The sequence below is a fragment of the Mucispirillum schaedleri ASF457 genome, assembly GCF_000487995.2.
Lineage (GTDB): Bacteria > Chrysiogenota > Deferribacteres > Deferribacterales > Mucispirillaceae > Mucispirillum > Mucispirillum schaedleri.
In genome coordinates this window covers 2,180,090-2,206,591 of sequence record NZ_CP097562.1, presented here as the reverse complement: position 1 = coordinate 2,206,591, position 26,502 = coordinate 2,180,090, and the positions used below count along the sequence as shown (strand labels likewise).

Sequence of the window (26,502 nt, the reverse complement as noted above, 5' to 3'; positions counted from 1 at the left end):
TAAGTGCAGTTTATCACATCAATATTTAATTTTAATAAATTACTCTGATTTTGCAAATGCTATAAAGTTTGAACCGTTAGGCAGCACAACTTTTACTGCCATTAAATCACCTTTTTTTATTTTATCATAAATTCTGTAAAAATCGTTTTCATTATTTACAGCCTTGTTGTTTAAAAGAACAATTACATGACCTTCTCTTAAACCTTTTTTATATGCCTGAGTATCTTCATTAAGGCTTGTAATAATGACCCCATTAGATATGCCTAACTTTCTAGCCTGCTGTGCATCTATATCTTTTACAACAATATCGCCAGCTCTTTGTTTTGGCTTAACATTATAATAATTTGCTGCTGTTTGGTTATTGCTTGGTCTTTCTCCTAATCTTACAGTAATATTCTGCCTTTTTCCATCACGGATAATTGTTAAAACAACTCTTTCATTTGGACTTTTTGAGCCAATAATACCTGCAAGCTCTCTTGATGTTTGTGCCTGCCTGCCATCAACTGCAACAATAACATCTCCTGCTTTAAGCCCGGCTTTATCTCCCGGCTCACCTTTTGTAACATCTGCAATCAATACACCTTTTGTATCAGATAAACCAAATGATGCTGCAAGCTGTTCATCAAGTGGCTGCATAACTATACCTACCCAGCCCCTATATACCTTGCCATCTTTCTTCAATTTTGGCAGTATATTTTTAAGCATATTTACAGGCACAGCAAACCCAAGCCCTTGAGCTGACTGGATAATTGCAGTATTAATACCTATTACTTCCCCGTCCATATTGACAAGCGGACCGCCAGAGTTTCCGGGATTAATAGAAACATCTGTTTGTATAAAGTTATCGTATGGTCCATCACCTAACACTCTGCCTTTTGCTGATAATATACCTGCTGTTACTGTGCCGCCAAGACCAAGCGGGTTACCTATTGCCACAACCCAGTCGCCAATTTCTGCTGTATCTGAATTGCCTAATAAAATAGGCGTAATATTTGCACCTTTTGTATCAATTTTTAAAAGTGCTAAATCTGTAAGCGGGTCTGTTCCAATAATTTCTGCTTTAAACTCTCTATCATCTTGAAATTTAATAATAATTTCTTCTGCCCCTTCAATTACATGGTTATTTGTAACTATATAACCATCTCTATCAATAATAAACCCTGAGCCTAATGCAGTAGATTTATATTTCTGCAGACCACTGTTTCCAAAGCCAAATGGATGAGTTCCACCAAACATACCGCCAAAAAAATCCTGAAAAAATGGGTCTATCTGGCGAGTAACAGTTTTTGTTGTGCTTATATTTACAACACTAGGAGCTGCTTTTTTTACAACAGGCGAAAAACTAGAAGGTATTGCAAAAGCATTTACCGTAAAAGCTAAAATAAGCATTGCTGCTAAAAATAATTTTTTCATTAATTAAAATTCCTCCTTGAAAGGTATCATTTTTTATTATAAATTTCTGATGTTAAAATGCCGCCTTGTGATGCAGTATCTATCACTGTTTTTATATTTTCATGGATAAGATTTATTATATCTTCCATAAACCCAAAAGATACTGTGCCATATACAGTGTATTCAACATCATCTATTATTCTGCTGAATAAATAGTTACCATAAACTATTGTGCTTACAGGCTCTATCTGCCTGTCTGCTGGTTTTATAAATACTGAAAATCTGTTTATCCCATCTTCAAATGATAAATCAAAAACATTTCTATTAAAAACTGTTGTGTGGAAATGTCTAAACCCGTGATAAAACTCTGGAGTATCCCAAAATTTAAATTTATCTGCTACATTTCCACGATAGCCATTAGGACCTTCTCGTTCCTCACCTAAGCCCCCCCCCACCGTGCCTCGCTTCATTCCTTTGCCCATACCATGCCCCATGCCTTTATGATGACGGCTGTGCATTGCTCCATTCATATAGTCAAAGCCACTGAAAGCAAACATGAATGTATTTACATTATCATATACTTCTAATTTTACAATACGCTCGCTGTTATCAAGCCATAATATTTGTCTAAACCTGTCTTTATCCTTTGGAATAACAGTATATTGTGTTATATCAAAGCCAAAATAAGAAATATTATCTATTTTCTCAACACTGTAATATTTATCAGGTATTCTATCTATTGAAAAAAAGCCCCTTAAAAGCTGGCGGGAAATAGAACCAAGCATAGAAGAATCTGCTCTATAATCATCCTGCAGATTTAGATAGACTTCATACCTGTTTTTATTTAAACATTTAAAGACAACTGCTTTATCAGCAGCAAATATATTTCCTGCTGTTGATAAAAGCAATACTATGGAAAGAATAAACCGAATCATTTTTCAAAATTTACCGAAATCACTGATGCCTGAGCCGACGGACCTGCATAAGAGTTTGTATAATGCTCTAAAACATAATCTTCAAATTTATCATAAGTTTGGTTTGCCATTTCAACAGACACAGGGTTAGATTTTTCAAAATATGTAACAGTTGCAGCAATAGCAAATATTACAGCAGCAGCTGCAACTGCAATATAAAGCACTTTACCAGCAACTATTTTTGGCAAAGACTGCTTTGCTTTATTATTTATATTGACAGTTTTTTCTTCCATATTCTCTTTTATTTTAGTAGTTTGTATTTTACCATATTTATTATTAAATTTAATATTTGCCATAATTTTTTTAGATAAATCAATATCTTCTTTTGGTGCATAAACTGATTTTACCATATCACGCACTCTATACATTGACGCAAGTTGTGCTTTACAGCTTTCACATTCAGAAATATGACTTGTAACAATACTGCTTTGCTCACCTGCAAGTTCATTATCAATATAAGCATATAAAAGAGGTCTAATATCTACACATTCTTTTTTCATATTATGCTCCATTTCATTTAGCTTCTGCAAAAGCGTTGTCTATAAGACCTTGTTTAATAAGTCTTTCTTTTATTATCTGCCTTGCATTAAAAAGCCTGCTTCTAACAGTACCTAAAGATATATTTAACATCTCTGCTATTTCTTCATAACTTAAATCTTCTACTTCGCGTAAAATGATAATATTGCGAAATTTGTCAGGCAGACCGTCTACAAAAAATTTAACATATTTTTTAAGCTCATCTTTAATAATATAGTCTTCAGGACATTCGCCAGTTGTCAACCTGTCAAAATAATCCACTTCACTTTCTTCATCTTCCATATCCACTATTCTTTTATCTCTTTCATAGTGGTTAAGGGCAAGATTAACTGCTATGCGTTTTAACCATGGATAAAAATGCTCTTTATCCATTAAAGTATCAAGTTTTTGATATGCTTTTAAAAAAGCATCCTGACAAATATCTTCTGCATATTCTTTATTTTTTACTATATTTAAAGCAGAATAAAATATCTGCGACTGATATTTTAATATTAAAATTTCAAAGGCACCTGTATCGCCATTTAAAACTTGTTCAATAACCTGTGCATCACTCATTTTATCCCTCTTATATAAAAATGACATAAATAATAATATTAAGTTCAAAATTTTTTTAATTTTATTTTTTATCTCTTATAACAAAAAATACAGAGATTATTATAAAAACACAAGCAAATATAGTTATGCGGTTAATAGGCTCTCCACCAAATAAAGCTCCCACAACAACTGCCACAACAGGCTCTGCATAAGCATAAGAAATAGCAATATGAGTAGGGGTATTATATAAAAGCCATACATAACAAGTATAACCTATAATTGAGCCAAAAAATATTAAATGCAGAGTGCTTAAAAATGCTTTTAATGTAATCTCTGATATATCAAAGCCAGCCCACTCCCCTGTTAAAAAAGATATGCCAAACATTATTAAACCGCCTGTAACCATTTGAAAGCCCAGACTTTTAATCATATCCATATCAGAATGCCTGTGTTTTAAAAAAATAGAGCCTGCCACCCAGCCTGCCATAGATATAAATATAGTTATAATGCCTAAAACAGCATTAGACCCGCCTAAAATACCAGTTGATACAGCAAGCACTCCAACACCAATAAAGCCGCCAATTAATCCAGCAAAGACAGATGCAGAAGGCTTTTTGTCATACCCAAGAAACCAGCTTACTACAACCATCCATAAAGGGGTAGAGCCCATTAAAAGAGCAATAGTGCCAGAATTAATGTAAAGACCTGATATATTTAAAAATGCACCACCTATTACTATCATCATACATGATGCAAAGAAAATAGTAATAAACTGTGTTTTTGCAGGCAATGCCCTGTCTTTTTTTATAAAAAATGACCAAAGCAGAAATATAGAGCCTGCGGACATATATCTTATACTTGAAAGCAAAACTGGCGGAAAAGAAACAAGAGCAAACTTTATACTAAGATATACAACACCCCATGTGGAATATAAGGCAGCTATACAAAATAATGTTAAAGCAAATTTTCTATTTTTAATAAGTGCCATAAAACACCATAGATTTCTAGTTACTGTTTTTAAGTATTATTTTTCAAATTACTACTACTAAATATGAAAAAAAGCAATTATTTTTTATAAAATTTAATGACATTTATATTCTCTTATGATATATAGATAAATCAAATAATTATAAAGGTGTTATAGTGATTGATGGTGCAGATAAATTTTATGATGAATGTGCAATAGCTGGTGTATATGGCAACCATGAGGCTGCTAATTTAGTTTACTTATGCTTATATGCCTTGCAGCATAGAGGTCAGCAGGGCACAGGTATTGCTGCCTATGATGGTGAACATATTAATTCAGAAAAAAGAGAAGGTTTAGTTGCAGATGTTTATACAAAAAAGCGTCTTAAAAAACTACATGGCAAAATAGCTATTGGTCATAACAGATACCCTACAGATGGTGTTTTTTCAACAAGAAATCTTCAGCCAATAATAGCAGAACTGCCAATTGGTGACTGTGCTCTTGCTTATAATGGCAATTTAATAAATGCTTTTAAAATCCGCAGGCAGCTTATACAAGATGGTGTAATCTTCTCTACTGGAACAGATTCTGAAACTATTATGCACCTGCTTGCTAAAAGATTAAAAAATGAAGACTTTATTACAGCCCTTTCTAATGTTATGACTCAAATTACAGGCTCATACTCTATGGTATTTATGGCTGATAATAAACTTATTGCTATGCGAGACCCACACGGTGTCCGCCCGCTTGCTATGGGTATGATGAAAGACGGCTATGTATTTGTAAGCGAGACAGTTGCTCTTGACTTAATTGATGCCCATTTTGTTAGAGAAGTAGAGCCGGGCGAAATGGTTGTTGTTGACGCAAGTGGTGTAAAATCATACTTTCCTAATGGTAAAGTAGAAAACCCTGCACCATGTGTTTTTGAACATGTATATTTTGCAAGACCTGATTCTTTTATGTTTGGTCAGTCTGTTTATGAAGTGCGTAAAGGATTTGGCAAGATGCTTGCAAAAGAATGTCCAGTAGATGCAGATATTGTTATACCCGTGCCAGATTCTGGTATTACTGCAACTATTGGCTACTCTGAAGAAAGTAAAATCCCTTTTGAGCTTGGTATTATCAGGAACCACTATGTTGGCAGAACATTTATTGAGCCATCACAAAATATCCGCGATTTTGGTGTCAGAGTAAAACTTAACCCTGTTAGAAACCTTATTAAAGGTAAAAAAATAGTTGTTGTTGATGATTCTATTGTCCGCGGAACTACAAGTAAAAAAATAGTTAAACTGCTTCGTGATGCTGGAGCAAAAGAAATACACATGAGAATTTCTGCTCCGCCTACAAGTTATCCATGTTACTATGGAATAGATACTCCAACAAAAAAAGAGCTTATATCTAATACACATACAGAAGATGAAATCAGAAGATTTATAGGAGCAGATACTCTTGGATATATTTCTCTTGAAGGAATGAAAAAAGTGCTTATAGATAATAATTTCTGTTTTGCATGTTTTACTGGGCAGTATCCAATAAACCCTGCAGATTTAATTGAGGACTAAACATATAGATGAAAAAATTATTTTTAGTAATTATTACTTTATCATTTGCCTGTAATTTTGCTTATGCAGATGACAGAACTAATAAGCCATATAATTATGGCTATGCAAAAAGGTATGGTATGGCAGCCATTACTGGCAATTTAACTGACAGAATTTCTAATGAATGGGGTGATTTAGCTCCCGGTGGAGGTGGTTTTGTATATTATAATATATTAAATGACTTTTGGGGCAATTTCTCTATAGGACTTAGTGCAGACTATATTGGCGGCGATTTCACTACAAAAAATCAGAAGATAAAAGGCAGGGCTAATATGGCACCAGTAGCACTAAATGTTGCTTATATGACCTCATCAAATATAGTTAATGCATGGATAGGTATTGGTGTATCATATAATTTTGCTGCATTTGATATTTCTGGCGGAACAAATAACGGTGTTTACTATAATGATTTTACACAAAACAGCCAGTTAATAGGGGTTGATGCATTTGCAGGTGTTGAATATCTTTTTACAAAAGACGGCAGATGGGGTGCATTTTTTGAGTTTAGATATACTTATTCTCAAAATCCTAAATTTAATTTAGATTTAGCAGGTATTGGCAGTATATCAGATACACTTGATATGCAGCAGCTTAAATATACCATTGGGTTTTCATACCACTTTTAAGGAGATATTATGTCAGCAAACTATTTAACAAGTATTATTTTTGCAGTGCTTCTTATAGTATTTGGTGTAATTATTATAATGAATCCTGCAGGCACAATGGCTGCATTTGCCCTGATTATAAGCATATTAATGATTTTTACAGGGCTTGCAAATATATTTTTATTTATAAGTTTAAGAGATTTTAAAGGCTCTATCTACTATTTAATAGAGGGTGGTATTTCTATATTAATTGGTGTTATGCTATTAAGCAGCCAGTCTGCTCTTGAAAATTTTCTTCCATTATTAGTAGGTTTTTGGATAGCATTAAAAAGTGTTACCGCAGTTGTAACAGCTGTTGAATGGAAAAAAAGAAGTTATCCTGCATGGAAAGTATTAATGGCTGGTGGCATTGCTGGTATTCTTTTAGCACTTTTAATTGCTGCTGTTCCTAAAATAGTTTCAGTATATATCAGCCTTGTGCTTGGTATAGCAATGATAATTGTAGGTGTTGCCATTATTTTATTTGTAATAAATTTAAAAATAATGAAATAATTATATAAAGAAAAAGAGCTTTCAAGAAGCTCTTTTTTTATTGTATTATCAAAAGTTCTTGAGTATTAATTGTAAGGAATAAATATAATCTTATAACACAAAAGTCATACTGAGCCTGTTTATGAATGTAAATTGATTTTTTCTATAAATTCATTATAAAAATCTTTCTGGTCATATATTTTAATAAAGCCTTTTTTTTCTGTTATAAGAAAAGCAAGCCTTTCATCATCATATATATCATATCTGTATTGCTGTGGCAGCATTTCTGGAAGAACTCCAGCATTGCTTGATATTACAGGCACACCACATGCCATAAACTCCATAGCAACCCTGCATACCGCTTCACTTCCTAAGGAAGATATTACCCCTAAATCTGATGCATTCATAATTCCTGTAATATCATCAACTTTACCAGTAATAATAGTAATATCATTTAATCCGTTATCTTCTACCATTTTCTGCATCTCATCAAGTTTAATATTTTCAGGAAAGCCAGCCAGCATAATCTTTAATTCTTTTAAACCATTTTTATATGCTCTGCTGCATGCTTTTAAAAAAACATTATGACCCTTTACTGGGTCAAACCTGCCAACAACACTTACTACAAAATCATCATCTTTAAAATTATAGTGCTGCCTTACATTTATGCGTTTTTTATAATCTTTATAAAAAACACTTCTATTTACTCCGCCATATATAGTATCAATATAATTTGCATTTGTTTTAAGTTTTTCTATAAAGAATGTTCTTATAAAATCTGCAGAAGTAATAATATGATTACATGCAGTATTATGAGTAAACTTACTAAATATATCAGTTTTTGGCGGCCTTACATCGCCCCGCACTCTTATAAGTTTATACTTTCTTCTAAATATAAACTTATCAAGAGCGATTATCCAAAACATTTCTCCCCTGTGGCATACAAGAGTATCTGCATCAATGTCCTTAATCAACTTATGTATTTTTCTAAGATTTTTAAAAAAGTCAAAAAAGTTATTAGAAGTAAAAGGTGCTTCAACAGTCTGCACCCCTAATTCTTTTGCTTTATTAATTACAGGAGAATCAGGCAGCCCTGCTGCAGCTGCTCTGTCACCTGCAAGTATACCACTTTCTATTAACCTTAGTGCATACCATGCGGTAGCATTAAACCACCGCACATTGATTAAATGGACGATATTCATATTAGTCGTTTTGTTTTCTTAAATATGTTGGTATTTCAAAATAATCTTCATTTAATCTGCTGCTTATACCTTGCAGATTACGGTCTTCTTTTGATATTTTTTTAAGTTTATCCTGCATACTTGTAACAACAGCACCAGTTGGTTTAGCTTTTTTAATTTCATCTACTTTTGTTAAATTTTCATGACTTTTTGTATTATTAATACCTGTTGCAACAATTGTTACAGATATAGTTCCATCAGTCCTGTTGTCATATAAAATACCTTGTTTAATTAATGTTTTACCGCCTTCTCCAACATATTCTCTTACTAATTTAGTAATTTCAGCAACTTCATCCATTAATAAATCATCTTCATGACCAGAAATATTATAAAGCACTCCATGAGCACCTTTTATACTTGTATCTAATAAAAGCGGATTTTTTAATGCATTTTCAAAAGCCTGTTTAGCTCTATTTTCACCGCTTGCAGTTCCTATACCCATAACAGCCTTGCCTTGATGCTCCATAGCTGTTCTAATATCAGCAAAGTCAATATTTATATGACCACTGCCGCTAGCTATTTCACAAATGCCTTGAATACTTTGACGAAGAACATCATCAGCCATTTTTAATGCCTGTTTATATGTTAATTTATGACCTGCCTGCTGCATACCATCATTTGGAACTACAATATATGAATCAACATGATTCATTAACTCTTTTAATCCATCCTGAGCAATATTTACTTTTTCTTCTCCAAGCATAGAATCGGGAGTAGAAACAACAGCAATAGTTAATGCTCCTTGTGATTTTGCTGCTGCTGCAATAACAGGAGAAGCACCAGTGCCAGTGCCGCCACCCATACCAGCAGTAATAAATACCATATCAGCATCTTTTATAGAGTTTCTGATTTCATCAATAGCTTCAAGTGCATACTCTTTACCTTTTTCAGGTCTTCCGCCTGCACCTAAACCAAGTTTACTAATTAAGATGCATGTATTTGCACCACTTTTTCTTAAAGCCTGAGCATCAGTATTTACTGCAATATAATCTACATTTCCAACATTTGCAGAAATCATATTGGCAACTGCATTGCCACCTGCTCCGCCTACTCCTACTACCTTAATACTTGCGCCATTTTCATAAGGTATTTGTTCATTTAAAAATAAATCGTCCATTATAATATCCCCTTTTGCTGCTATTTTCAACGCCAAAAAAATAACAGCTTTTAAACTTCTATTAATATTATTTTTATTTGCTCTTTAATTTTAGAAAAACTCTTTTAACCAGTCTTTCATTCTGTCCCCAACTTTTTTAAATAAGCCGTCTTCACTGTAATCACTGCTTATAAGGTTTTGGGAATGACCTTTTTTTGCATGAAGTTTTGCAAGCCCAACTGCTGTTGCATATATTGGATTATTTACCTGATCAGAAAGTCCGCCAATACCAACAGGATGACCTACTCTCACATTTAAACCTAATACATGTGAAGCAAGCTCTTCTATGCCTTTAAAGTTTGACATACCGCCTGTCATAACAACACCAGCTGGCAGCATATCCATTAATTTTTTATTTTTAATCTCGCCTAAAAACAGCTCGCATATTTCTTCTGCTCTTAACTGCAATATTTGAGCCATAACTGATTTAGAAATAGTTCTTGGCGGTCTGCCACCAACGGATGGCACACTTATCACTTCATCAGCACCTACTAAGTCAGTTAATACACAGCCTTCTGTTATTTTAATTTTTTCCGCTTCTGCTTCACTTGTAGAAAGACCGCTTGTTAAATCTCTTGTAAAGTTATTGCCGCCAATCTGTAAAACTGCTGTGTGATAGCATGCTCCTCTGTTAAATACAGCCATATCAGTTGTGCCACCACCGCCATCAATTAAACATACACCGATTTCTCTTTCTTCATCAGTCAGCACTGCTTCGCTTGACGCAAGCTGTTCTAAATAAATATCTTCTACTGCAATACCTGCTTTTGAGCATGATTTTGTAATATTTGCAGCCGAAGAAACTGCTCCTGTTACTATATGCACATCAACTTCTAAACGGACACCGCACATACCTATTGGGTCTTTTATTTCATCCTGTCCGTCTAATTTAAACTGCTGTGGAAGAATATGCAGCACTTCATAACCTACAGGTATATTTTTAGCTGAAGCAGATTCTATTACTCTTGCTACATCGTTGGCAGTAACTTCACCATTTTTTACAGCTACAACACCATTTTCATTAAAACTTTCAATATGGCCTCCAGCTATACCTGCACATACACTTTTAATCGTTACACCGCTCATTCTTTCTGCCATAGCAACAGAATCTTTTATTGCTTTAACAGTAGAATCAATGTTTATAACAACACCTTTGCGAATACCTGTGCTTGGAGCAGAACCAAGCCCAATAACATCAATACCACCCTCTGCATTCTGGCGGGCAACAACTGTGCATATTTTTGTTGTGCCAATATCCAGACCTACATATATATTATCTTTATGAGGCATGGAGCACCCCCTTTACATATATTCTGTTATTTACAGTTAAATCAGCATATTCTATGCTTTTATATCTTTCTTTAATTGTATTTTCATATAATACATAATTATTTTTCAAAAGCTCATAATCATAAGGACAACGAAGCACTTCATTACCCATTACAACTTCAAAACTGTAATCTTTTAAGGTTATCTGTTTATCCCTAAGTTCCGGCATCTGCTCTAATATAGCAGCAAATTTCATAGCATTATCAAAATGAATTTTATTTGCTGTTTTTATATTTACATTATTGCAGGTAAAAGACATTTCTTTGCCGCTGCCTGTAAATACAAAACATTTGTTTTGCCTGTTTTTAAAAGGAAATAAAGCCTTTTCCTCATAAACTATTAAATTAACTTTATCAGGTAATACTTTGCTTGCTATTATTCGCTGCACCCATGGGTCATCTGAAACAATAGTTTCTTTAAGCCTGCTGTCAAAAAGATTAAGCCCTATAAACTTTGTGCCTATCTTTTTAATAGCCTGTCTGTCTGCATTGATTACTCCCTGCACTTCTACACTTTTAATGACAAACACATTAGTCTGCTTTATTTTATTAACTACTGTTGCAGCTCCAAAGCCTACACCAAAAACAAACCCTGATAATAATACAAGTTTGATAATGCCGCCTTTCATTATCTTATCCCCTTCCTTTATTTATTATCAAGTGATGCACTTTCTGCAATTCTTTTTACAATATCTTCAAAAGAAATACCTAATTTACTGGCAGATTTTGGCACTAATGATGTGGCAGTCATACCAGGAATAGTATTTACTTCTATTACATAAAATTTTCTATCTGTTGCAATAATATCTATTCTTGCCATAGACCTGCAGCCACATGCACTATATGCTTTTACTGCAAGTTTTTTTAAACTTTTAAGCCTTGATGAACTTAAACCAGTATCAAGCAGATATTCTGTCATACCAGCAGTATATTTATTTTCATAGTTGTAAAAGCCTTTTTTAGGTCGTATCCATATAGGTGGAAATGCCTGCATATCCATAACAGGAATAGTCAGCTCTTTACCTTCTATAAATTCTTCGCATAATACTTTACTGTCATATTTAAATGCTTCTTCAACAGCTGCTGCATAGTCTTTTATATCTTTTACTATTCTAATACCTATACTTGAACCCTGCCTTGCTGGTTTTACAACACATGGCATAAATGGAGGCTGCTTGTCATCTTCCTTTAAAATAGTATATTTTGGTGTAGGTAGTCCATAATCTATAAAAGTATGTTTTGCTAAAAGTTTATCAAAAGCAACAGCACTTGCAGCAACTCCTGCACCAGTATAAGGTATTCCCATCATTTCAAGCATACCTTGAACACAGCCATCTTCTCCGTATGTGCCATGTAAAGCTATGACACATAAATCAGGTTTTAATACTGCTAATTTTTCAGCCAAAGAAAAATCTGCATCTATTAACGACACATTAGGAAAATTTTTTAAAAGAGCGTCCGCCATATTTTTGCCGCTTTTAAGAGACACTTCCCTTTCTGCACTCATTCCACCGTAAATAACACATATTTTACTGTTTTTATCCATTATTTGCCCCTTTCTTTTAAATAATCTGCAATTATATATGAAAAATTAGTTATGCTTCCTGCACCAAAAGTCATAATAATAGTATGTTTCTCATTATTATCATCAAAATCAGATAGCGAATCATTTAAATTTGGAAGATAAGAAACATCTTTAAATCCATGATTTTTCACTTCTGCAATTAATTTTTCTGCCACAATGCCTTCAATAGCTTTTTCACTTGCTGCATATATATCTGTGATATAAAGTTTATCTGCATCCATAAAACATTTTGCAAAATCGCTCATTAAATCCCTTGTTCTTGTATATCTGTGTGGCTGAAATATAACAACAATACTGCTTTCAGGGCTTGCTTCACGGACAGCTTTCAATGTGGTTGCAATCTCTGTTGGGTGGTGGCCGTAATCATCTATCACAATATATTTTTCACTTTTATATCTTATAGACATTCTTCTCTGAACACCTGAAAAGTTTTTAAGAGTTTCTGCAATTATGTCAAACTCTATACCCATTTCCATAGCTGCTGTTAATGCTGCAAGAGAGTTTAATACAATATGGTCCCCCGGAAGCATTATTTCAATATGCCCTAAAATATCTTCACCTTTTTTAACATCATAAGATACACTAAAACCGTCTTTTTTAATATTAACTGCTCTAATGTCAGCTTGTGCCTTTGTGCCGTAAGTGATAAATCTTTTTGTAATGTTTGGTATTATATCTGCCACATTATTATTATCAATACATAAAACACTTGTTCCATAAAATGGCACCATATTAGCAAACTCTGTAAAACTTTCTTTTACATCATCAAAATCTTTATAACTTTCCATATGCTCATAATCTATATTTGTAATAACAGCAATAGATGGATAAAGCATTAAAAAGGACCTGTCACTCTCATCTGCTTCTGCAATCATTATGTTACTTTTACCATAGCTTGCATTATTGTTAGTGCTGTTTAATCTGCCGCCTATTAATATTGTTGGGTCTAATTTAGCAGCTTTGACAATCTCTGCCACCATAGAAGTAGTTGTAGTTTTGCCATGAGAGCCTGCAACAGCTACTGCAAACTTTAATCTCATAAGTTCAGAAAGCATTTCTCCACGCTTAATAACAGGCTTTCTTTCCTGTCTGGCTCTAACAAGTTCTGGATTATCATCACGGGCTGCACTTGTATAAACTATTACATCTGCATATTCAACATTTGATTCATCATGACCAATGCTTATTTTAATACCCATCTCTCTAAGCATTTTGACATTAGCATTTTCGTTTATATCTGAGCCGCTTACTTTAAATCCCATATTATGCAGCACTTCAGCAATACCGCTCATTCCAATGCCGCCTATACCTACAAAATGTATATGGGAAAATCTGCCAAATACACTATTCAATTCTACACTCCATCTATATAATTTCTAATTCTTTAAATATTATTTCGCTGCTTTTCTGCACAGGGCTTTTTTCTAAATTGTCCCTGAAAACTGTAATATTTTCTTTTATCTCATTTAAAGCATCTTTTAGTGATGCAGTCCCTGCCTTATCTTCTTCAAGTATTATGCAGCAGCCTTTTTCTTTTTCTTCTAAAGCATTATAATACTGGTGATTTTCACTTGCTGCAGCAAATGGAATATATATTGCAGGGCATTTTAATGCTTTTATTTCAAAAACAGCCCCTGCTCCAGAGCGGGAAACTATAATATCAGCATTACTCATTTCATCAACTGCATTTTCTATATAAGGCTTTAAAATAAGCCTTTCCTTATATTCATCAATCTTGCTGCCATACATTTGCACTGTTTCATCAAAAAGTTTTGCTCCACACTGATGTGTAACATTAAAGCCTAATGACATTATTTCATCAATTGATGAAGAAATTAATTTATTTATTTTTCTGCTGCCCTGAGAGCCGCCTAAAATAAGCAGCCTGCCAGTATAATCTTTTTTAGGTGCAGTATTATAAAAAACCTCTCTTACAGGGTTGCCGGTAACTATTAAGCTGCCTTTTGCATTTTTAGTATTTTCAAATGATAAAAATACTTTTTTGCTGAACCTTGCAAAAATTCTATTTACAAGCCCCATTACACTATTTTGCTCATGCAGATATAAATCACAGCCTTTTAAAACAGCAGCTATTGCAGATGGTGCAGCAGCAAACCCGCCTGTTAATATTACTTTATCACCTTTCTGCACTACTTTTAATGCTCTGCCTGTAGCTTTTATCATATTAAACAATGCTTTTATTTTGCCAGTTACAGACTGGTTCATATAAGCAGACACTTTCTGTTCTTCAAACTGACAGTTTAATGGTCTTAAAATATTCCTTTCTATGCCCCTGTCTGATACCATAAAGTAGTAATTTATATTATTTTTTTTTAACTGTTCACTAATTGCAACAGCAGGATATAAATGCCCGCCGGTGCCGCCACCTGCAAATATTACTTTCATTGCACTTCTGCCTCATCTATTGACCTTAAAATAACACCTATGAAAAACATTGTAACCACAAGTGCTGAGCCGCCATAAGAAACAAAAGGCAGTGTTAAACCTTTTGTAGGAAGAAGTCCTATAACAACAAATACATGCACAAAACTTTGCACAAATATCAAAAATGAAAGACCAAATACAAGCAGTCTTTTAAATTTATCTTCATGTATAAAAGCAGCCTGTAAGTTTTTCCTGAATAAAAATACTATTATAAGAAAAACTATACTTGCTCCAATAAGCCCAGTTTCTTCTGCAATAATTGCATATATAAAGTCAGTATGTGCTTCAGGCAGAAAAAAAAGTTTTTGTGTAGAATTTCCAAGCCCTCTGCCAAATAAACCACCACTGCCAACTGAGGCAAGGCTCTGAATTAGCTGATAACCTACACCATACTGGTCCTGCCATGGGTCTAAAAAGTTTAAAAGCCTTGCTTTTCTGTATTCCCCTGCAAGCAGTGCCGCAACTAATATAGGAATAACTATACCTACTATTCCAAAAATATGGGTAAGCCTTGCTCCGCCAACTATAAACATTGTAAAAGCTACAATAACTATTAATGTAGTTGTTCCAAAATCAGGCTCTACAATAATTAAAGCTGCCAAAATACCAACAAGCAGTGTAGCTGGCAGAAACCCAGTCATAAAATCCCACATTTTATCATTTTTTTTATCTAAATAATGGGCTAAATAAAGCACAACTGTAAACTTTGCTATCTCTGATGGCTGAAAAGTTACAAAAGGAAGATATATCCACCTTTTTGCACCATTTGCTCCCGGCATAAAAAACACTACAATTAAAAGAATTAATGTTACAAAAAATATTGGCATTACAAACTTTCTGTAAAAATTCAAAGGTATTTTATATGCTGCCATTAAAGCTATAAAGCCTATAATTACATGTATAAACTGCTTAATAAAAAAATAAAGCTCATGTCTTTCAAGCCTGATTGCCTGCGGTGCACTTGTATTATATATAAAAATAAGTCCTATCATAATAAGCAGTGCACAAATGCTAAGTATTTGAAACCGAATATCTTTAATATTTATCATATACTTACCCACTATTTAGTATATTCAAGCACATACTCTTTAAATTTTACACCCCTGTCTTCATAGCTTTTAAATTCATCAAAACTTGTGCAGGCTGGGGAAAGTAATACGGTTGTGCCTGATTTAGTATTTTCTGCAAGTGTTTTTATACAGTTTTTTAAACTGTCAAAGCACTCTTCTTCTACATCTTTTAAAAATGATGAAATCTGATTTTTTATTAAATCAGCTGCTTCACCAAAATAACAAACTTTGCTTATGTTTTTATTTATTAAATCAACCAGTGGTTTATAATCACTTTTCTTATCTCTGCCGCCTATCAATAAAATAGATGGTTTCTCTATGCTTTGCAGTGCAGTATAAACAGAATCTACATTTGTTGCCTTAGAGTCATTTATCCACTTTACACCACCAGTTTCTGCTATTAATTCAGTTCTGTGGGGCATACTTGTTAAATTTTCCAACAAATCAGAAACATCTCCTTTGAAATCACAAACTTTATCTGCCATAGTTAAGGCATAGGATAAGTTTATAAGATTATGTTTTCCAAACAGTTTAAATTTAGAAGTATCTATCTTAAATTTACCAAAATCTAATATTTTACCATTATATTTTGGATAGTTTATTAAATCATCATCAATATATGTAGTTTTTATATTATGCTTTTGCACTTCTGCTTTTATTATTTCATCAGTATTTGTTACAAACAAACCATCTTTATCTATAAAATCTAAAAGCATAAGTTTTGCTTTATAATATTTATCCATAGTTTTATATCTGTCTAAATGGTCCTGTGTAACATTTATAATACAGCCTGAAACAGCATTAAATTTTTTCAAAAGCTCTATTTGAAAGCTTGATAACTCTATTACATATACATCAGCATCTTTTTCTAATACTGCCATTCCGTAAGGATAGCCAATATTTCCACATGCAGCAGCTTTTAGGCCTGCATTATTTATTATCTGAGCAGTTATATGTGTAGTAGTTGACTTGCCATTTGTGCCAGTAATTGCAATAATTTTTGCATTCTTATTCATTTCTTCATAGGCAAGCTCTATTTCACTTGTAATATTGCCACATATATTTGTATATTTATTTAAATCAATACCAGGACTTACACAAATTAAGTCATATTCATTTTTATATTCTGCAATATCTGCATACTTCTCATTTTTATCATCAAAAATATCAATACTTTCAAAGCATTTTAATCTTAATAATTTTTCTGCTGCGGCACCGCTTTTGCCATATCCTATAATTGCAGCTTTCATACTTTTACCTACCTTAATTTAAGTGTGCTTATTGCAAGTATTGCAAGTATAAATGTAATTATCCAAAACCTGATAATAATTTTCGGCTCACTCCAGCCTTTTAATTCAAAATGGTGGTGAAGTGGTGCCATTCTAAAAAGCCTTTTACCATGTGTTATTTTAAAATAACCTACCTGTAATATTACAGATAATGCTTCCATAACAAATAACCCGCCAACAATAACAAGCAGTATTTCCTGTTTAACCATACATGCAATTAAGCCTAATGAGCCGCCTATTGAAAGAGAGCCTACATCACCCATAAAAATAGTTGCAGGAAATGTATTAAACCATAAAAACCCAAGCCCTGCACCAAACATTGCACCACAGAATACTGCAAGCTCCCCAGTCTGAGGAAGATGCGGCAGATATAAGTAGTTTGTAAATGTATAGTTACTCATAATGTATGCAAATAAACCATAAACCGCAAAAGCAGTAATAGCTGGCACTGTAACAAGCCCATCTAAGCCATCTGTTAAATTTACTGCATTACTGCATGCAACTATTACAAATACAGCAAATGGCAGATAAAACCAGCTGACATCTATTATAAAATTTTTAAAAAATGGTAAAGTTATGCTTGTTACTTTACCAGAATTATCAAGCATTATTAATAAATAAACTACAATTGTAGATATAATAATTTCATATACAAGTTTTGTTCTGCCTTTTAAGCCTTCAGGGTTTCTTTTAATAGTTTTCACATAGTCATCAGCAAACCCTACTGCTCCAAAGCCTGTAAATAATATTAAAAGCAGTATAATATAATGGTTAGTAACATCTGCCCATAATAATGTAGAAATCATTGTTGTGCCTATAATCATTATACCGCCCATAGTTGGGGTACCTTCTTTTGCTTTGTGGCGTTTTGGCTCATAACCTTTTGTTATTTGTGAGAGCTTCCACCTTTTCAGCATATCTGTAACAATGTCGCCTATAAGCATTGTAATGATTAAGGCTGTGAGTGTTGCAAACATAGTCCTGAATGTAATGTATTGAAATACATTCAGAAATGTAAACTGTGATGAAAGCGGGTATAATAAATTATAAAGCATACTCTGCTCCTACTTCTCTTTTACTACTTTTACTATATCTTCAAATTTTTTAGCTCTTGAAGCTTTTACTATAACTACACCGTTTTTTATTTCTTTTACTGCTTTTATACAGTCATCTTTTGTTAAAAATATTTTTCTGTTTTCAAGCTCTTTTGCTTTTGCATAGCTTTGCCCTGTAAGGTAGAAATTAATATCAGGATAAGAAAAAGCAAGCTGAGTAATTTCATTATAAAGCTCTTCTTCATACCCTTCTATTTCACCCATTTCACCATATACTGCATATTTTGGTGTTTTATTAATTAAATGCAGGCTTTCTGTGCTTTTTATAAAAGATTCAAACCCTGCATTATAGCTGTCATCAATTAAAAATATATCACCAATATTTTCAAAACTGCCGTGTCCTTTTGGTAATTTATAATTTATAAGACCAGCAAAAATTTTTTCTTCATCAATACCTGATAAAAGTGCTGCATATATGGCACAAAGCGAGTTTTCTGCAATATGCATATATGGATGATTTATCCTAAACTCTTTTTCAGTTAAACTTGTTTTAAATGTAATATATTCGCCATGGTGCTTATATTCTGTTATTCTTATGCCTGAAAATGCACTTTCTCCAAAAGTTCTAAATTTAAAATCTCCTTTTGGAACAAATGGTGTCAGTTTTGTAGGTATAATAAATTCGCCGTCCTTTGTTAAGCCGTCACTTATAGACATTTTTTCAAACAGCAGCCTTTCAAATGTTTTAAATCTGCCAATGTGAGCATGCCCTACACTTGTAACTATTGCTGTGTTTGGGCGGACAATTTCTGTTAACTCTTTGATTTCTCCAAAATTATTTGAACCAAGCTCTATTATTATTGTGCCAGCATTATCATCTATTCCACAGCCTGTAAGCATAACACCAAGCATATTATTTTTATTGCCCTCTGTTGCATATACTCTTTCATTCTGGCTGAAAATGTATTTAAGCATTTCTTTCATTCCTGTTTTGCCAAAGGAACCTGTAACAGCTATCACTATTTTATTTGAATTATGCAGTTCATCAAACCTGTATCTTCCTAACTGCTGCATAAATTCCAAAGTATTATTAACTAATAATTTATTGCCATGCACTTCATTATATATGCTTTCATTATCCATAATAACTGCAACAGCACCTTTATCTAATGCTGTTTGAGCATATAAATTCCCATCTGCATTTTCACCGCAGCATGCAAAAAAAAGTGAGCCGCGATGCACAAGTCTGGAATCAAGAAAAGCACCGTTTACTTCTTCATCACATACTATATCACTCTTTATAACAGGAACTTTTGTTAAAATATCTGATACTTTCATTATAATGCTCCAAGATATTTCTGCACTACAAGTCTGTCATCAAAATGATGTTTATTTTTTCCTATAATCTGATAATCTTCATGCCCTTTGCCTGCAATAAATATAATGTCATGCTCTTTTGCAATAGATACAGCTTTTGCAATAGCTTTTTCTCTATCTGCTTCTACATAATATTTGCTGCCCTGCTTAACACCTTTTACAATATCATCTATTATTTTAAGCGGGTCTTCTGTTCGTGGATTATCGCTTGTAATGATAGTAATATCTGAAAGCTCTGTGGAAGCATAAGCCATTCTAGGACGCTTTGCAGTATCTCTATCGCCACCTGCTCCAAATACTGTGATTATTCTGCCGCCTGCTACCTGCCTGAGTGATGAGATGGCATTAACAATAGCATCATCAGTATGTGCATAATCTACAAATGCAGTAATATTTTTATTACTAAATTTCTCCAGCCTGCCCGGCACATTTTTAAGGTTTTTTATACCTTTTGCTATATCATCTAAACTTATTCCTAATGAATAAGCTGCACCCACTGCTCCTAAAATATTTTCTAAATTATATTCACCTATAAGCATAGAATGAATATTTATTATTTTACCAAATACAGATATTTCTGCATCTATTCCATACACTGTTGATGTATATTTTACTGGAAAAATATCTGCATTATTATCAAAAATATTAAAAGTAATTAAGTTTTCTTTTATTCTGTCTGCTAATTTTTTACCATATTCATTTCTTACATTTATAACTCTGTGTTTGCTGTAAGTATCAGTAAAAAGCAGTGCTTTTGCTTCAAAATAGTTTTCCATATTTTTATGAAAATCTAAATGGTCGCCTGTTAAGTTAGTAAACACTGCTATTTCAAAAAAAGCACCATTTATGCGGCCTTGTGCAAGTGCATGGCTTGATACTTCCATAGTAAGAGCTGTGCAGCCGATTTCTAGTCCGCGGGCAAGGCTTGAATATACAAGCTCAGGAGAGGGTGTAGTATTATCAATTTCTACAAACTCATCATCTATCATAATGCCAGTAGTGCCTATTCTGCATGTTTTCATACCTGCTTCATGAAAAATACTTTCCATAATATATGTGGAAGTAGTTTTACCATTTGTTCCAGTTACTGCCATAGAGCAGTATTTTTTCATAGGCTCATTATAAAAAGCTGATACAGCAGCAGCCAAAAGCTTCCTGCCATTTTTTATAACTGCATGGGCGATATTATCACCTAAATCTTCTTCGCATATAATAAATTCCGCCATACCGCTTTTATATATATTTTCTGCATCTTTATTAGAATTATAACTTTCACCTTTATATGCAAAAAATACTGTGCCTTTCGGATTTCTAGAATCTTGAGCAATATTTTTAACTTCTATATTTTCTTTGCCACAGTAATTAACTTTTACTGGGTTTAATTTTGATACCAGCTCTTTAATTTTCATTTGCTGCCACCTCTATTTCCGGCTCAAAATAATGTTTTTCAGTAGAAACAAACTCTGCTATCTGCCTGAAAATATTTGCAGCAGTTGAGCCGCCATATATTGAGCTTCTAGGTGATTCATACACTACTATCATAGCTACTTTTGGATTTTCTGCAGGAAAAACTCCTGCAAAACTTGCAGAATAGTTTTGAGTAGAATAAGCACCTGCTTTATTATCATACACTCTTGCCGTTCCTGTTTTACCAGCTATTTTTGTTAATTGAGTTTTTGCTTTCTGCCCTGTGCCGTCTTCAACAGTTTTCTGCATTAAATCAAGCATATAGCTTGCAGTTTCCTTTGATAAAACTTGAGTTTCAACATGCTCTGGTATCGCTATCTCATTACCCCTTACTATTTTAGATATTATTTTAGGGTTTACCATTATGCCATTATTTGCAAGAGCCCCATAAAAACGAACTACCTGCAATGGAGTAACAAGGACTTCATAACCTATTGCCATAGAAGTAAGGCTTGTTTTTGACCATGCTGAAACAGGCTTAATAATACCTGCTTCCTCGCTTGCTCCATATATACCAGTTTTATCGCCAAAACCTGATTTTATTAAAAAATCATAAAAACTCTGCTTATTATTATTTTCATTTCTAATAAGCTGAGTCATACCAATATTACTTGAATGAGTAAAAACTTCATCAACAGTTAATGTGCCGTAATATTTTGTATCAGAATAAGTATATTTTCCAATAGTTATTTTTTTACTTGTATCTATCAGCCTGTTTCTGTCAAGCTTATCACTATTATGCAGATAACTGAATGCTACAGATTTAAAAATAGAGCCGGGCTCAAAAACATAATTAAAACTGTGGTTGCTCCAGTATGCACTTGGATATTTCCAGTAAATATGCGGGTTAAAGCTGTTTACATTAGCAGAAATTATTATTTCCCCAGTTTTTATATCCATTGCTACAACAGAGCCATTTTTTGCTCCAAATACTTTTGCACCTTCTCTTAATATATGCTCAGCTCCAGCCTGTATTCTTGATGATAATGTTAAATATACCTGAGTATCAGGCTTTGCAAGCTCTCCTTTATCTTCAAAAAGAATAACTTTTCTTCTAGAATCTTTTATACTTGTAACATTTATTTTTTACCTTCTAATTTACTATTTAAAAAGTATTCTATACCACTTCTGCCAATATTATCAGAGCCAGTAAACCCCACAATATTTGCCATCAAAGAGCCTTGTGGATAAAATCTTGCATCTTCAACAAAATATTCAAGACCTTGAATCTTACCCGCAAGTTTTTCTGCTTTTTCTAAATCTATCTGTCTTGCAATCCATGTAAATGAATCTGTTTCTTTTAATGCTTTTTTAGTTTTCTGGCTTACTTTTATGCCGTTTTCTTCTAATGCTTTGAAAAAATTATATTTATTTGGTATATTTTTTCTATAAGCATAAAGAGAGCCTGCACTTTTATTCCTTGCTAAAAGCCTGCCGTCTTTGTCATAAATATATCCTCTGTCAGTAAATACAGACAGTCTTGGATCACTCTGAACTTCCACCATTTTCTCATATTTCTCGCCCTGTATTACCTGCAAATAAAAAAGCTTGAGAAATACTATTCCAAATATAACAAATGAAAATATGCTGAAAAGCTTAAATATTGTGCTACTTTTGAACATAATAAACTTTACCGCCTACTGGAAAAATAAAGTCCATTTCTTCTGCCTTATTAAAAAGCACTTCCCACCTTAAAGCATCAGAATATTTTTGAGAAACTGCTTCATAATGCAAAGATTTTCTATCAAGCTCATTAGCAAGCTCTGATATTTTATAACCTTCACTTATACAGTGCTGACGAAATATCATAAGTATTGCCATACAAAATACGAAAATTAATGTGCTGATAACCATAACAGGGGCAAGTGATATACCTATGCCCGATACTCTCTCTTGACTTATTACTCTCATTATATTCTCTCTCCTACCCTTAATTTTGCACTGCGTGAAAGAGGGTTATGCATTACCTCTTTCTCGCTTGGAACAATAGGTTTTCTAGTTATTACTTTCATCTCTGGCTCTTTACCACATACACATACTGGAAAACTGTCAGGACATGTGCATGGTGCTGCATAATGATTAAGCCATTCTTTTACTATTCTATCTTCTAATGAATGGAATGAAACAGCAGCAAACCGTCCATTAGTTTTTAATAGAGAAGATACTTTACTCATTAATGTTTCTACTGCATCAAGCTCTCCATTTACAAAAATACGAAAAGCCTGAAAAGTTTTTGTTGCAGGGTTTATGCCTTTTTTATGAAATTTTTTAGGTATAGCACCTTTAACAACTTCTGCAAAATCTAATGTTGCAGCAAATGGTTTAACAGCACGCCTTTTTATCACTGCTGAGGCAATCTGGCGTGAAAACCTTTCTTCACCATATTTATAAATTATAGTAGAAAGGTTACTTTCAGAATAAGTATTGATGATTTCACTTACAGGTTCTCCACAAGTAGTATCCATACGCATATCAAGCGGGCCGTCTTTTCTAAAAGAAAACCCACGCTCAGCCTCTTGCAGCTGAAAGGATGATACACCAAAGTCTGCATATATCCCATCTACTTTTTCAATATTTCTGCTTAAAAGAGCAGTATCAATATCTGCAAAATTGCTGTGCACAACTTCTACTCTTCTATCTTCTGCAAACTTACTATTAAGCCTTGCAACAGCATCTATATCCCTGTCAAAGATAATAAGCCTGCCATTTTCTCCAAGCCTTTCAAGCAGCAAACCAGCATGGCCTCCACCACCGCCAGTGCAGTCAACATATATACCATCAGCAGAAATATTTAAACTATCAATTAACTCATAATACAAAACGGAGATATGCACTTATATTACTCCGAAACAATCATATCCATAAAACCTGATAAAACAGCAGCATTATCTTCTAATGCTAAATCAAAAGAAGCACTTTCTTTTTCCCATTTTTCTTTATTCCAAAGCTCTATAACATCATAAGAACCAATAACATAACATTCTTCTTTTAAATCAGCACTCTGTCTTATTTGTGCAGGTATATTCATTCTGCCTGAGCTGTTTATTTCTACAGCAAAAGCTGATGAACTTAATATTCTAAATATTTTATATGCATTTGCATTCTGCTTTGCTGCTTCATGCATATTTTTCATATTTACATCATAAACGGATTTTGGGTAGATTTTCACTATACCATTAATGGAGTATGCCATTAATGCATCATTGCCAAAGCCTGCACGCAGCTCTTCACGCATTTTTGCAGGAAGACTTAATCTGCCAGCTTCATCAAACTTATTCAGATAATTACCTGAAAAACCCACTTGACCCTCTTTATACATATTATGACATTTTAATACATTATATGTCATCCTTTCCCATTTGTAATAAAATTTTTATAATTAGTCAAGCAATTTAAATATATATTTATATATTATTTTTTTATAAAAATATTAAATAATTACTATTTTATCTAGTTTTACATAATTTTTTAATAAATATTATATATAAAACATAAAAATATTATGCAGACTATTTTATACAAAAATCCATTTACTATAACTTTGCATAAAAATATAATGATTTATCAATAAGATATAAATGCAATATCAACATGCACTGTAGTTTAAAAAATAAAATCTAATTTTTTTTAATTTTTCTTGATATATCTAGCAAATAACAACATTTGTTCTATATATTTTTGATTATTTTTTAAGCAATATGAACAAATTTAATCAACAAATATATTCATCAACATAAATCTTTTTTTGCACAAAAAGCTAAAAAGCATTTTTCACTATAAAATTATTATTTTACTTGCAAAATATTAAAATGTAGTTTATATTTATGATAGTAAATTATATCATCAGGTTGATATTAAGGCAGCACGCCTGATTTCTTCCACTATTTGCGGAGAAATTATGAGTGTTTCTGCTTTAACTAATTCTTTTTACAATTATGTTCCTGTTACTTCATCTCAGTATGAAACATCAAGCAATAAGAATGTGTCTAACACTCAAACACAAGAAAATATTAAAGCAACAGATGAAAAACAAACACAAAATCAAATAATATCAAATAGTTATGAAGAAAATAATAAAAATACTTTAAGTAATAATTCTGATGATAATAAAAATATATCATATTTTACTGGTGAGGAAATACTTGCATCAAGACCAGAAAAAAGCAGTAACTCTGATAAACAGCTTACAGAAGAAGAACAAAAACAAGTAGATAAACTTAAATCAAGAGATAGAGAAGTGAAAACTCATGAGCAGGCACATATTGCAGCAGGCGGTTCTTATGTTAAGGGTGGTGCAAGCTATGATTATCAGACTGGACCAGACGGGAAACAGTATGCAGTTGGCGGCAGTGTAAATATAGACACTTCCCCTGTTGCTGATGACCCAGAAGCAACTATTGCAAAAGCACAGGTAGTTATCAAAGCAGCTCTTGCCCCTGCTGATCCATCAAGTCAGGACCAAAAAGTAGCCTCAGAAGCAAGACAGATGATGAATGATGCAAGAAAAGAATTAAACAGCCAGAAAAATACTGAAATAAGTTCAAAAGAAAACACAGAAAATACAACTGCCAGCATAAATGAAAATGAAAGCAAAAAAACTACTGTAAATATTGATGAAAACACATATTCATCTGCAAGTGCAAATGTTTCTTCAAAAGAAAATATGGAAAAAACTAATACAGATAATAATATGGCAGCAGCACAAACACCAGTGCAGAATACAAAAGAAAGCAGTATCACATCAGTAAAGCAGAAGAATAATCAAATAATAACTGCATCATCTTATAATACTGGCTCTATTATATCATTAACTGCTTAATATTATAATACCTGTGGATATGTAGACCTATCCAAAAATATAATTTATTATAATTAAAAAACTGCAACTATGTCATGCTGAGCTTTTTAGCGAAGCATCTAGAATATAAAAACTGTAACAATTTTAAAACTATACTTATAATTCTTGCAGCTTATACAAATTAGATTCTTCGCTATGCTCAGAATAGACAATGTGTAGATTAATATAATATATGTGAGATGTGAACTTATCTAAAAATATACTTTATTATAATTATACTACTGCAAATACTATTTATTATAATTAAAAAACTGCAACTATGTCTTGCTGAGCTTTTAAGCGAAGCATCTAGAATATAAAAACTGTAACAATTTTAAAACTATACTTATAATTCTTGCAGCTTATACAAATTAGATTCTTCGCTATGCTCAGAATAGACAATGTGTAGATTAATATAATATATGTGAGATGTGAACTTATCTAAAAATATACTTTATTATAATTATACTACTGCAAATACTATTTATTATAATTAAAAAACTGCAACTAT

At 32.9% G+C, this 26,502-nt stretch carries 26 protein-coding genes; 4 read left to right on the top strand and 22 right to left on the bottom strand.

The window, feature by feature from the left end; genetic code table 11:
• Positions 1-39 precede the first annotated feature (39 nt).
• The 5 genes from N508_RS10350 to N508_RS10330 form a co-directional block, all read right to left on the bottom strand.
• Positions 40-1,413 (bottom strand): Do family serine endopeptidase, encoded by a 1,374-nt coding sequence (locus tag N508_RS10350; protein ID WP_023276623.1) that lies wholly within the window; start codon positions 1,411-1,413, stop codon positions 40-42.
• Positions 1,414-1,439: 26 nt separating this feature from the next.
• Complete coding sequence (locus N508_RS10345) at positions 1,440-2,327, bottom strand: hypothetical protein (protein WP_023276622.1); 888 nt, start codon at positions 2,325-2,327, stop codon at positions 1,440-1,442.
• Complete coding sequence (locus N508_RS10340; RefSeq protein ID WP_023276621.1) at positions 2,324-2,866, bottom strand: anti-sigma factor family protein; 543 nt, start codon at positions 2,864-2,866, stop codon at positions 2,324-2,326. Before N508_RS10340 ends, N508_RS10345 begins: the two co-directional genes overlap by 4 nt.
• Positions 2,867-2,879: 13 nt before the next feature.
• Positions 2,880-3,458: an RNA polymerase sigma factor gene (locus N508_RS10335; RefSeq protein WP_023276620.1), complete on the bottom strand. Its 579-nt coding sequence runs from the start codon at positions 3,456-3,458 to the stop codon at positions 2,880-2,882.
• A gap of 61 nt (positions 3,459-3,519) precedes the next feature.
• A complete protein-coding gene (locus N508_RS10330) occupies positions 3,520-4,425 on the bottom strand; it encodes an EamA family transporter (protein ID WP_023276619.1) in 906 nt (301 codons plus the stop codon).
• Positions 4,426-4,580: 155 nt separating this feature from the next.
• Here N508_RS10330 and purF point away from each other — a divergent pair, with 155 nt between their 5' ends.
• The 3 genes from purF to N508_RS10315 are packed head-to-tail and all read left to right on the top strand — an operon-like array spanning position 4,581 to position 7,162.
• Complete coding sequence (gene purF / locus N508_RS10325; protein ID WP_023276618.1) at positions 4,581-5,966, top strand: amidophosphoribosyltransferase; 1,386 nt, start codon at positions 4,581-4,583, stop codon at positions 5,964-5,966.
• 8 nt (positions 5,967-5,974) lie between these two features.
• Positions 5,975-6,631 (top strand): hypothetical protein, encoded by a 657-nt coding sequence (locus N508_RS10320; RefSeq protein ID WP_023276617.1) that lies wholly within the window; start codon positions 5,975-5,977, stop codon positions 6,629-6,631.
• A gap of 9 nt (positions 6,632-6,640) precedes the next feature.
• The gene (locus tag N508_RS10315) at positions 6,641-7,162 is read left to right on the top strand and encodes an HdeD family acid-resistance protein (protein WP_023276616.1); all 522 of its coding nucleotides are present in this window, start codon (positions 6,641-6,643) and stop codon (positions 7,160-7,162) included.
• Positions 7,163-7,281: 119 nt separating this feature from the next.
• On the opposite strand, the gene N508_RS10310 is transcribed toward N508_RS10315, so the two are convergent.
• From N508_RS10310 to N508_RS10230, 17 genes are all read right to left on the bottom strand, one after another.
• Positions 7,282-8,343 (bottom strand): glycosyltransferase, encoded by a 1,062-nt coding sequence (locus N508_RS10310; RefSeq protein ID WP_023276615.1) that lies wholly within the window; start codon positions 8,341-8,343, stop codon positions 7,282-7,284.
• Position 8,344: 1 nt separating this feature from the next.
• Positions 8,345-9,499, bottom strand: a complete 1,155-nt coding sequence (gene ftsZ / locus N508_RS10305; RefSeq protein WP_023276614.1) for a cell division protein FtsZ — start codon at positions 9,497-9,499, stop codon at positions 8,345-8,347.
• Positions 9,500-9,589: 90 nt separating this feature from the next.
• Positions 9,590-10,828, bottom strand: a complete 1,239-nt coding sequence (ftsA, locus tag N508_RS10300) for a cell division protein FtsA (RefSeq protein WP_023276613.1) — start codon at positions 10,826-10,828, stop codon at positions 9,590-9,592.
• Positions 10,818-11,495 carry a cell division protein FtsQ/DivIB gene (locus N508_RS10295; protein WP_023276612.1) on the bottom strand — a complete coding sequence of 226 codons (678 nt, stop codon included), beginning with the start codon at positions 11,493-11,495 and terminating at the stop codon, positions 10,818-10,820. The genes ftsA and N508_RS10295 overlap by 11 nt, the downstream gene beginning before the upstream one ends.
• A 17-nt stretch (positions 11,496-11,512) precedes the next feature.
• Complete coding sequence (locus tag N508_RS10290) at positions 11,513-12,412, bottom strand: D-alanine--D-alanine ligase (protein WP_023276611.1); 900 nt, start codon at positions 12,410-12,412, stop codon at positions 11,513-11,515.
• Entirely contained in the window at positions 12,412-13,803 is a 1,392-nt protein-coding gene (gene murC, locus N508_RS10285; protein ID WP_023276610.1) for a UDP-N-acetylmuramate--L-alanine ligase, read from the bottom strand. The genes N508_RS10290 and murC overlap by 1 nt, the downstream gene beginning before the upstream one ends.
• Positions 13,804-13,816: 13 nt before the next feature.
• Positions 13,817-14,857, bottom strand: a complete 1,041-nt coding sequence (locus N508_RS10280; protein ID WP_023276609.1) for a UDP-N-acetylglucosamine--N-acetylmuramyl-(pentapeptide) pyrophosphoryl-undecaprenol N-acetylglucosamine transferase — start codon at positions 14,855-14,857, stop codon at positions 13,817-13,819.
• A complete protein-coding gene (gene ftsW, locus N508_RS10275) occupies positions 14,854-15,945 on the bottom strand; it encodes a putative lipid II flippase FtsW (RefSeq protein ID WP_023276608.1) in 1,092 nt (363 codons plus the stop codon). The genes N508_RS10280 and ftsW overlap by 4 nt, the downstream gene beginning before the upstream one ends.
• Before the next feature lie 11 nt (positions 15,946-15,956).
• Entirely contained in the window at positions 15,957-17,216 is a 1,260-nt protein-coding gene (gene murD, locus N508_RS10270; protein WP_023276607.1) for a UDP-N-acetylmuramoyl-L-alanine--D-glutamate ligase, read from the bottom strand.
• A gap of 8 nt (positions 17,217-17,224) precedes the next feature.
• Positions 17,225-18,310 carry a phospho-N-acetylmuramoyl-pentapeptide-transferase gene (gene mraY, locus N508_RS10265; protein ID WP_023276606.1) on the bottom strand — a complete coding sequence of 362 codons (1,086 nt, stop codon included), beginning with the start codon at positions 18,308-18,310 and terminating at the stop codon, positions 17,225-17,227.
• Positions 18,311-18,319: 9 nt separating this feature from the next.
• Positions 18,320-19,648 (bottom strand): UDP-N-acetylmuramoyl-tripeptide--D-alanyl-D-alanine ligase, encoded by a 1,329-nt coding sequence (locus N508_RS10260; RefSeq protein ID WP_023276605.1) that lies wholly within the window; start codon positions 19,646-19,648, stop codon positions 18,320-18,322.
• A complete protein-coding gene (locus tag N508_RS10255) occupies positions 19,648-21,096 on the bottom strand; it encodes a UDP-N-acetylmuramoyl-L-alanyl-D-glutamate--2,6-diaminopimelate ligase (RefSeq protein ID WP_023276604.1) in 1,449 nt (482 codons plus the stop codon). Before N508_RS10255 ends, N508_RS10260 begins: the two co-directional genes overlap by 1 nt.
• On the bottom strand, positions 21,086-22,108 hold the full coding sequence (locus tag N508_RS10250; protein ID WP_286011354.1) for a peptidoglycan D,D-transpeptidase FtsI family protein: 1,023 nt from the start codon (positions 22,106-22,108) through the stop codon (positions 21,086-21,088). Before N508_RS10250 ends, N508_RS10255 begins: the two co-directional genes overlap by 11 nt.
• Before the next feature lie 125 nt (positions 22,109-22,233).
• On the bottom strand, positions 22,234-22,776 hold the full coding sequence (locus N508_RS10245; RefSeq protein ID WP_251930612.1) for a penicillin-binding protein 2: 543 nt from the start codon (positions 22,774-22,776) through the stop codon (positions 22,234-22,236).
• On the bottom strand, positions 22,763-23,065 hold the full coding sequence (locus N508_RS10240; RefSeq protein ID WP_023276602.1) for a hypothetical protein: 303 nt from the start codon (positions 23,063-23,065) through the stop codon (positions 22,763-22,765). Before N508_RS10240 ends, N508_RS10245 begins: the two co-directional genes overlap by 14 nt.
• Entirely contained in the window at positions 23,065-23,988 is a 924-nt protein-coding gene (rsmH, locus tag N508_RS10235) for a 16S rRNA (cytosine(1402)-N(4))-methyltransferase RsmH (RefSeq protein ID WP_023276601.1), read from the bottom strand. The genes N508_RS10240 and rsmH overlap by 1 nt, the downstream gene beginning before the upstream one ends.
• A 5-nt stretch (positions 23,989-23,993) precedes the next feature.
• Complete coding sequence (locus tag N508_RS10230; protein ID WP_179077836.1) at positions 23,994-24,455, bottom strand: division/cell wall cluster transcriptional repressor MraZ; 462 nt, start codon at positions 24,453-24,455, stop codon at positions 23,994-23,996.
• Positions 24,456-25,052: 597 nt separating this feature from the next.
• On the opposite strand from N508_RS10230, the gene N508_RS10225 reads away from it, so the two are divergent.
• Positions 25,053-25,973, top strand: a complete 921-nt coding sequence (locus N508_RS10225) for a putative metalloprotease CJM1_0395 family protein (protein WP_023276599.1) — start codon at positions 25,053-25,055, stop codon at positions 25,971-25,973.
• Positions 25,974-26,502: the final 529 nt, after the last annotated feature.

What these genes read in the sequence shown, in the direction of transcription:
- N508_RS10330 (WP_023276619.1), bottom strand. Translation starts at nt 4,425, where the DNA reads ATGGCACTTATTAAAAATAGAAAATTTGCTTTAACATTATTTTGTATA.
- N508_RS10345 (WP_023276622.1), bottom strand. Translation starts at nt 2,327, where the DNA reads ATGATTCGGTTTATTCTTTCCATAGTATTGCTTTTATCAACAGCAGGA.
- N508_RS10225 (WP_023276599.1), top strand. Translation starts at nt 25,053, where the DNA reads ATGAGTGTTTCTGCTTTAACTAATTCTTTTTACAATTATGTTCCTGTT.
- ftsW (WP_023276608.1), bottom strand. Translation starts at nt 15,945, where the DNA reads ATGATAAATATTAAAGATATTCGGTTTCAAATACTTAGCATTTGTGCA.
- N508_RS10290 (WP_023276611.1), bottom strand. Translation starts at nt 12,412, where the DNA reads ATGGATAAAAACAGTAAAATATGTGTTATTTACGGTGGAATGAGTGCA.
- N508_RS10280 (WP_023276609.1), bottom strand. Translation starts at nt 14,857, where the DNA reads ATGAAAGTAATATTTGCAGGTGGCGGCACCGGCGGGCATTTATATCCT.
- N508_RS10255 (WP_023276604.1), bottom strand. Translation starts at nt 21,096, where the DNA reads ATGAAAATTAAAGAGCTGGTATCAAAATTAAACCCAGTAAAAGTTAAT.
- N508_RS10295 (WP_023276612.1), bottom strand. Translation starts at nt 11,495, where the DNA reads ATGAAAGGCGGCATTATCAAACTTGTATTATTATCAGGGTTTGTTTTT.
- N508_RS10240 (WP_023276602.1), bottom strand. Translation starts at nt 23,065, where the DNA reads ATGAGAGTAATAAGTCAAGAGAGAGTATCGGGCATAGGTATATCACTT.
- N508_RS10260 (WP_023276605.1), bottom strand. Translation starts at nt 19,648, where the DNA reads ATGAAAGTATCAGATATTTTAACAAAAGTTCCTGTTATAAAGAGTGAT.
- N508_RS10320 (WP_023276617.1), top strand. Translation starts at nt 5,975, where the DNA reads ATGAAAAAATTATTTTTAGTAATTATTACTTTATCATTTGCCTGTAAT.
- N508_RS10335 (WP_023276620.1), bottom strand. Translation starts at nt 3,458, where the DNA reads ATGAGTGATGCACAGGTTATTGAACAAGTTTTAAATGGCGATACAGGT.
- N508_RS10350 (WP_023276623.1), bottom strand. Translation starts at nt 1,413, where the DNA reads ATGAAAAAATTATTTTTAGCAGCAATGCTTATTTTAGCTTTTACGGTA.
- N508_RS10245 (WP_251930612.1), bottom strand. Translation starts at nt 22,776, where the DNA reads ATGTTCAAAAGTAGCACAATATTTAAGCTTTTCAGCATATTTTCATTT.
- mraY (WP_023276606.1), bottom strand. Translation starts at nt 18,310, where the DNA reads ATGCTTTATAATTTATTATACCCGCTTTCATCACAGTTTACATTTCTG.
- ftsA (WP_023276613.1), bottom strand. Translation starts at nt 10,828, where the DNA reads ATGCCTCATAAAGATAATATATATGTAGGTCTGGATATTGGCACAACA.
- N508_RS10315 (WP_023276616.1), top strand. Translation starts at nt 6,641, where the DNA reads ATGTCAGCAAACTATTTAACAAGTATTATTTTTGCAGTGCTTCTTATA.
- murD (WP_023276607.1), bottom strand. Translation starts at nt 17,216, where the DNA reads ATGAAAGCTGCAATTATAGGATATGGCAAAAGCGGTGCCGCAGCAGAA.
- N508_RS10310 (WP_023276615.1), bottom strand. Translation starts at nt 8,343, where the DNA reads ATGAATATCGTCCATTTAATCAATGTGCGGTGGTTTAATGCTACCGCA.
- ftsZ (WP_023276614.1), bottom strand. Translation starts at nt 9,499, where the DNA reads ATGGACGATTTATTTTTAAATGAACAAATACCTTATGAAAATGGCGCA.
- N508_RS10340 (WP_023276621.1), bottom strand. Translation starts at nt 2,866, where the DNA reads ATGAAAAAAGAATGTGTAGATATTAGACCTCTTTTATATGCTTATATT.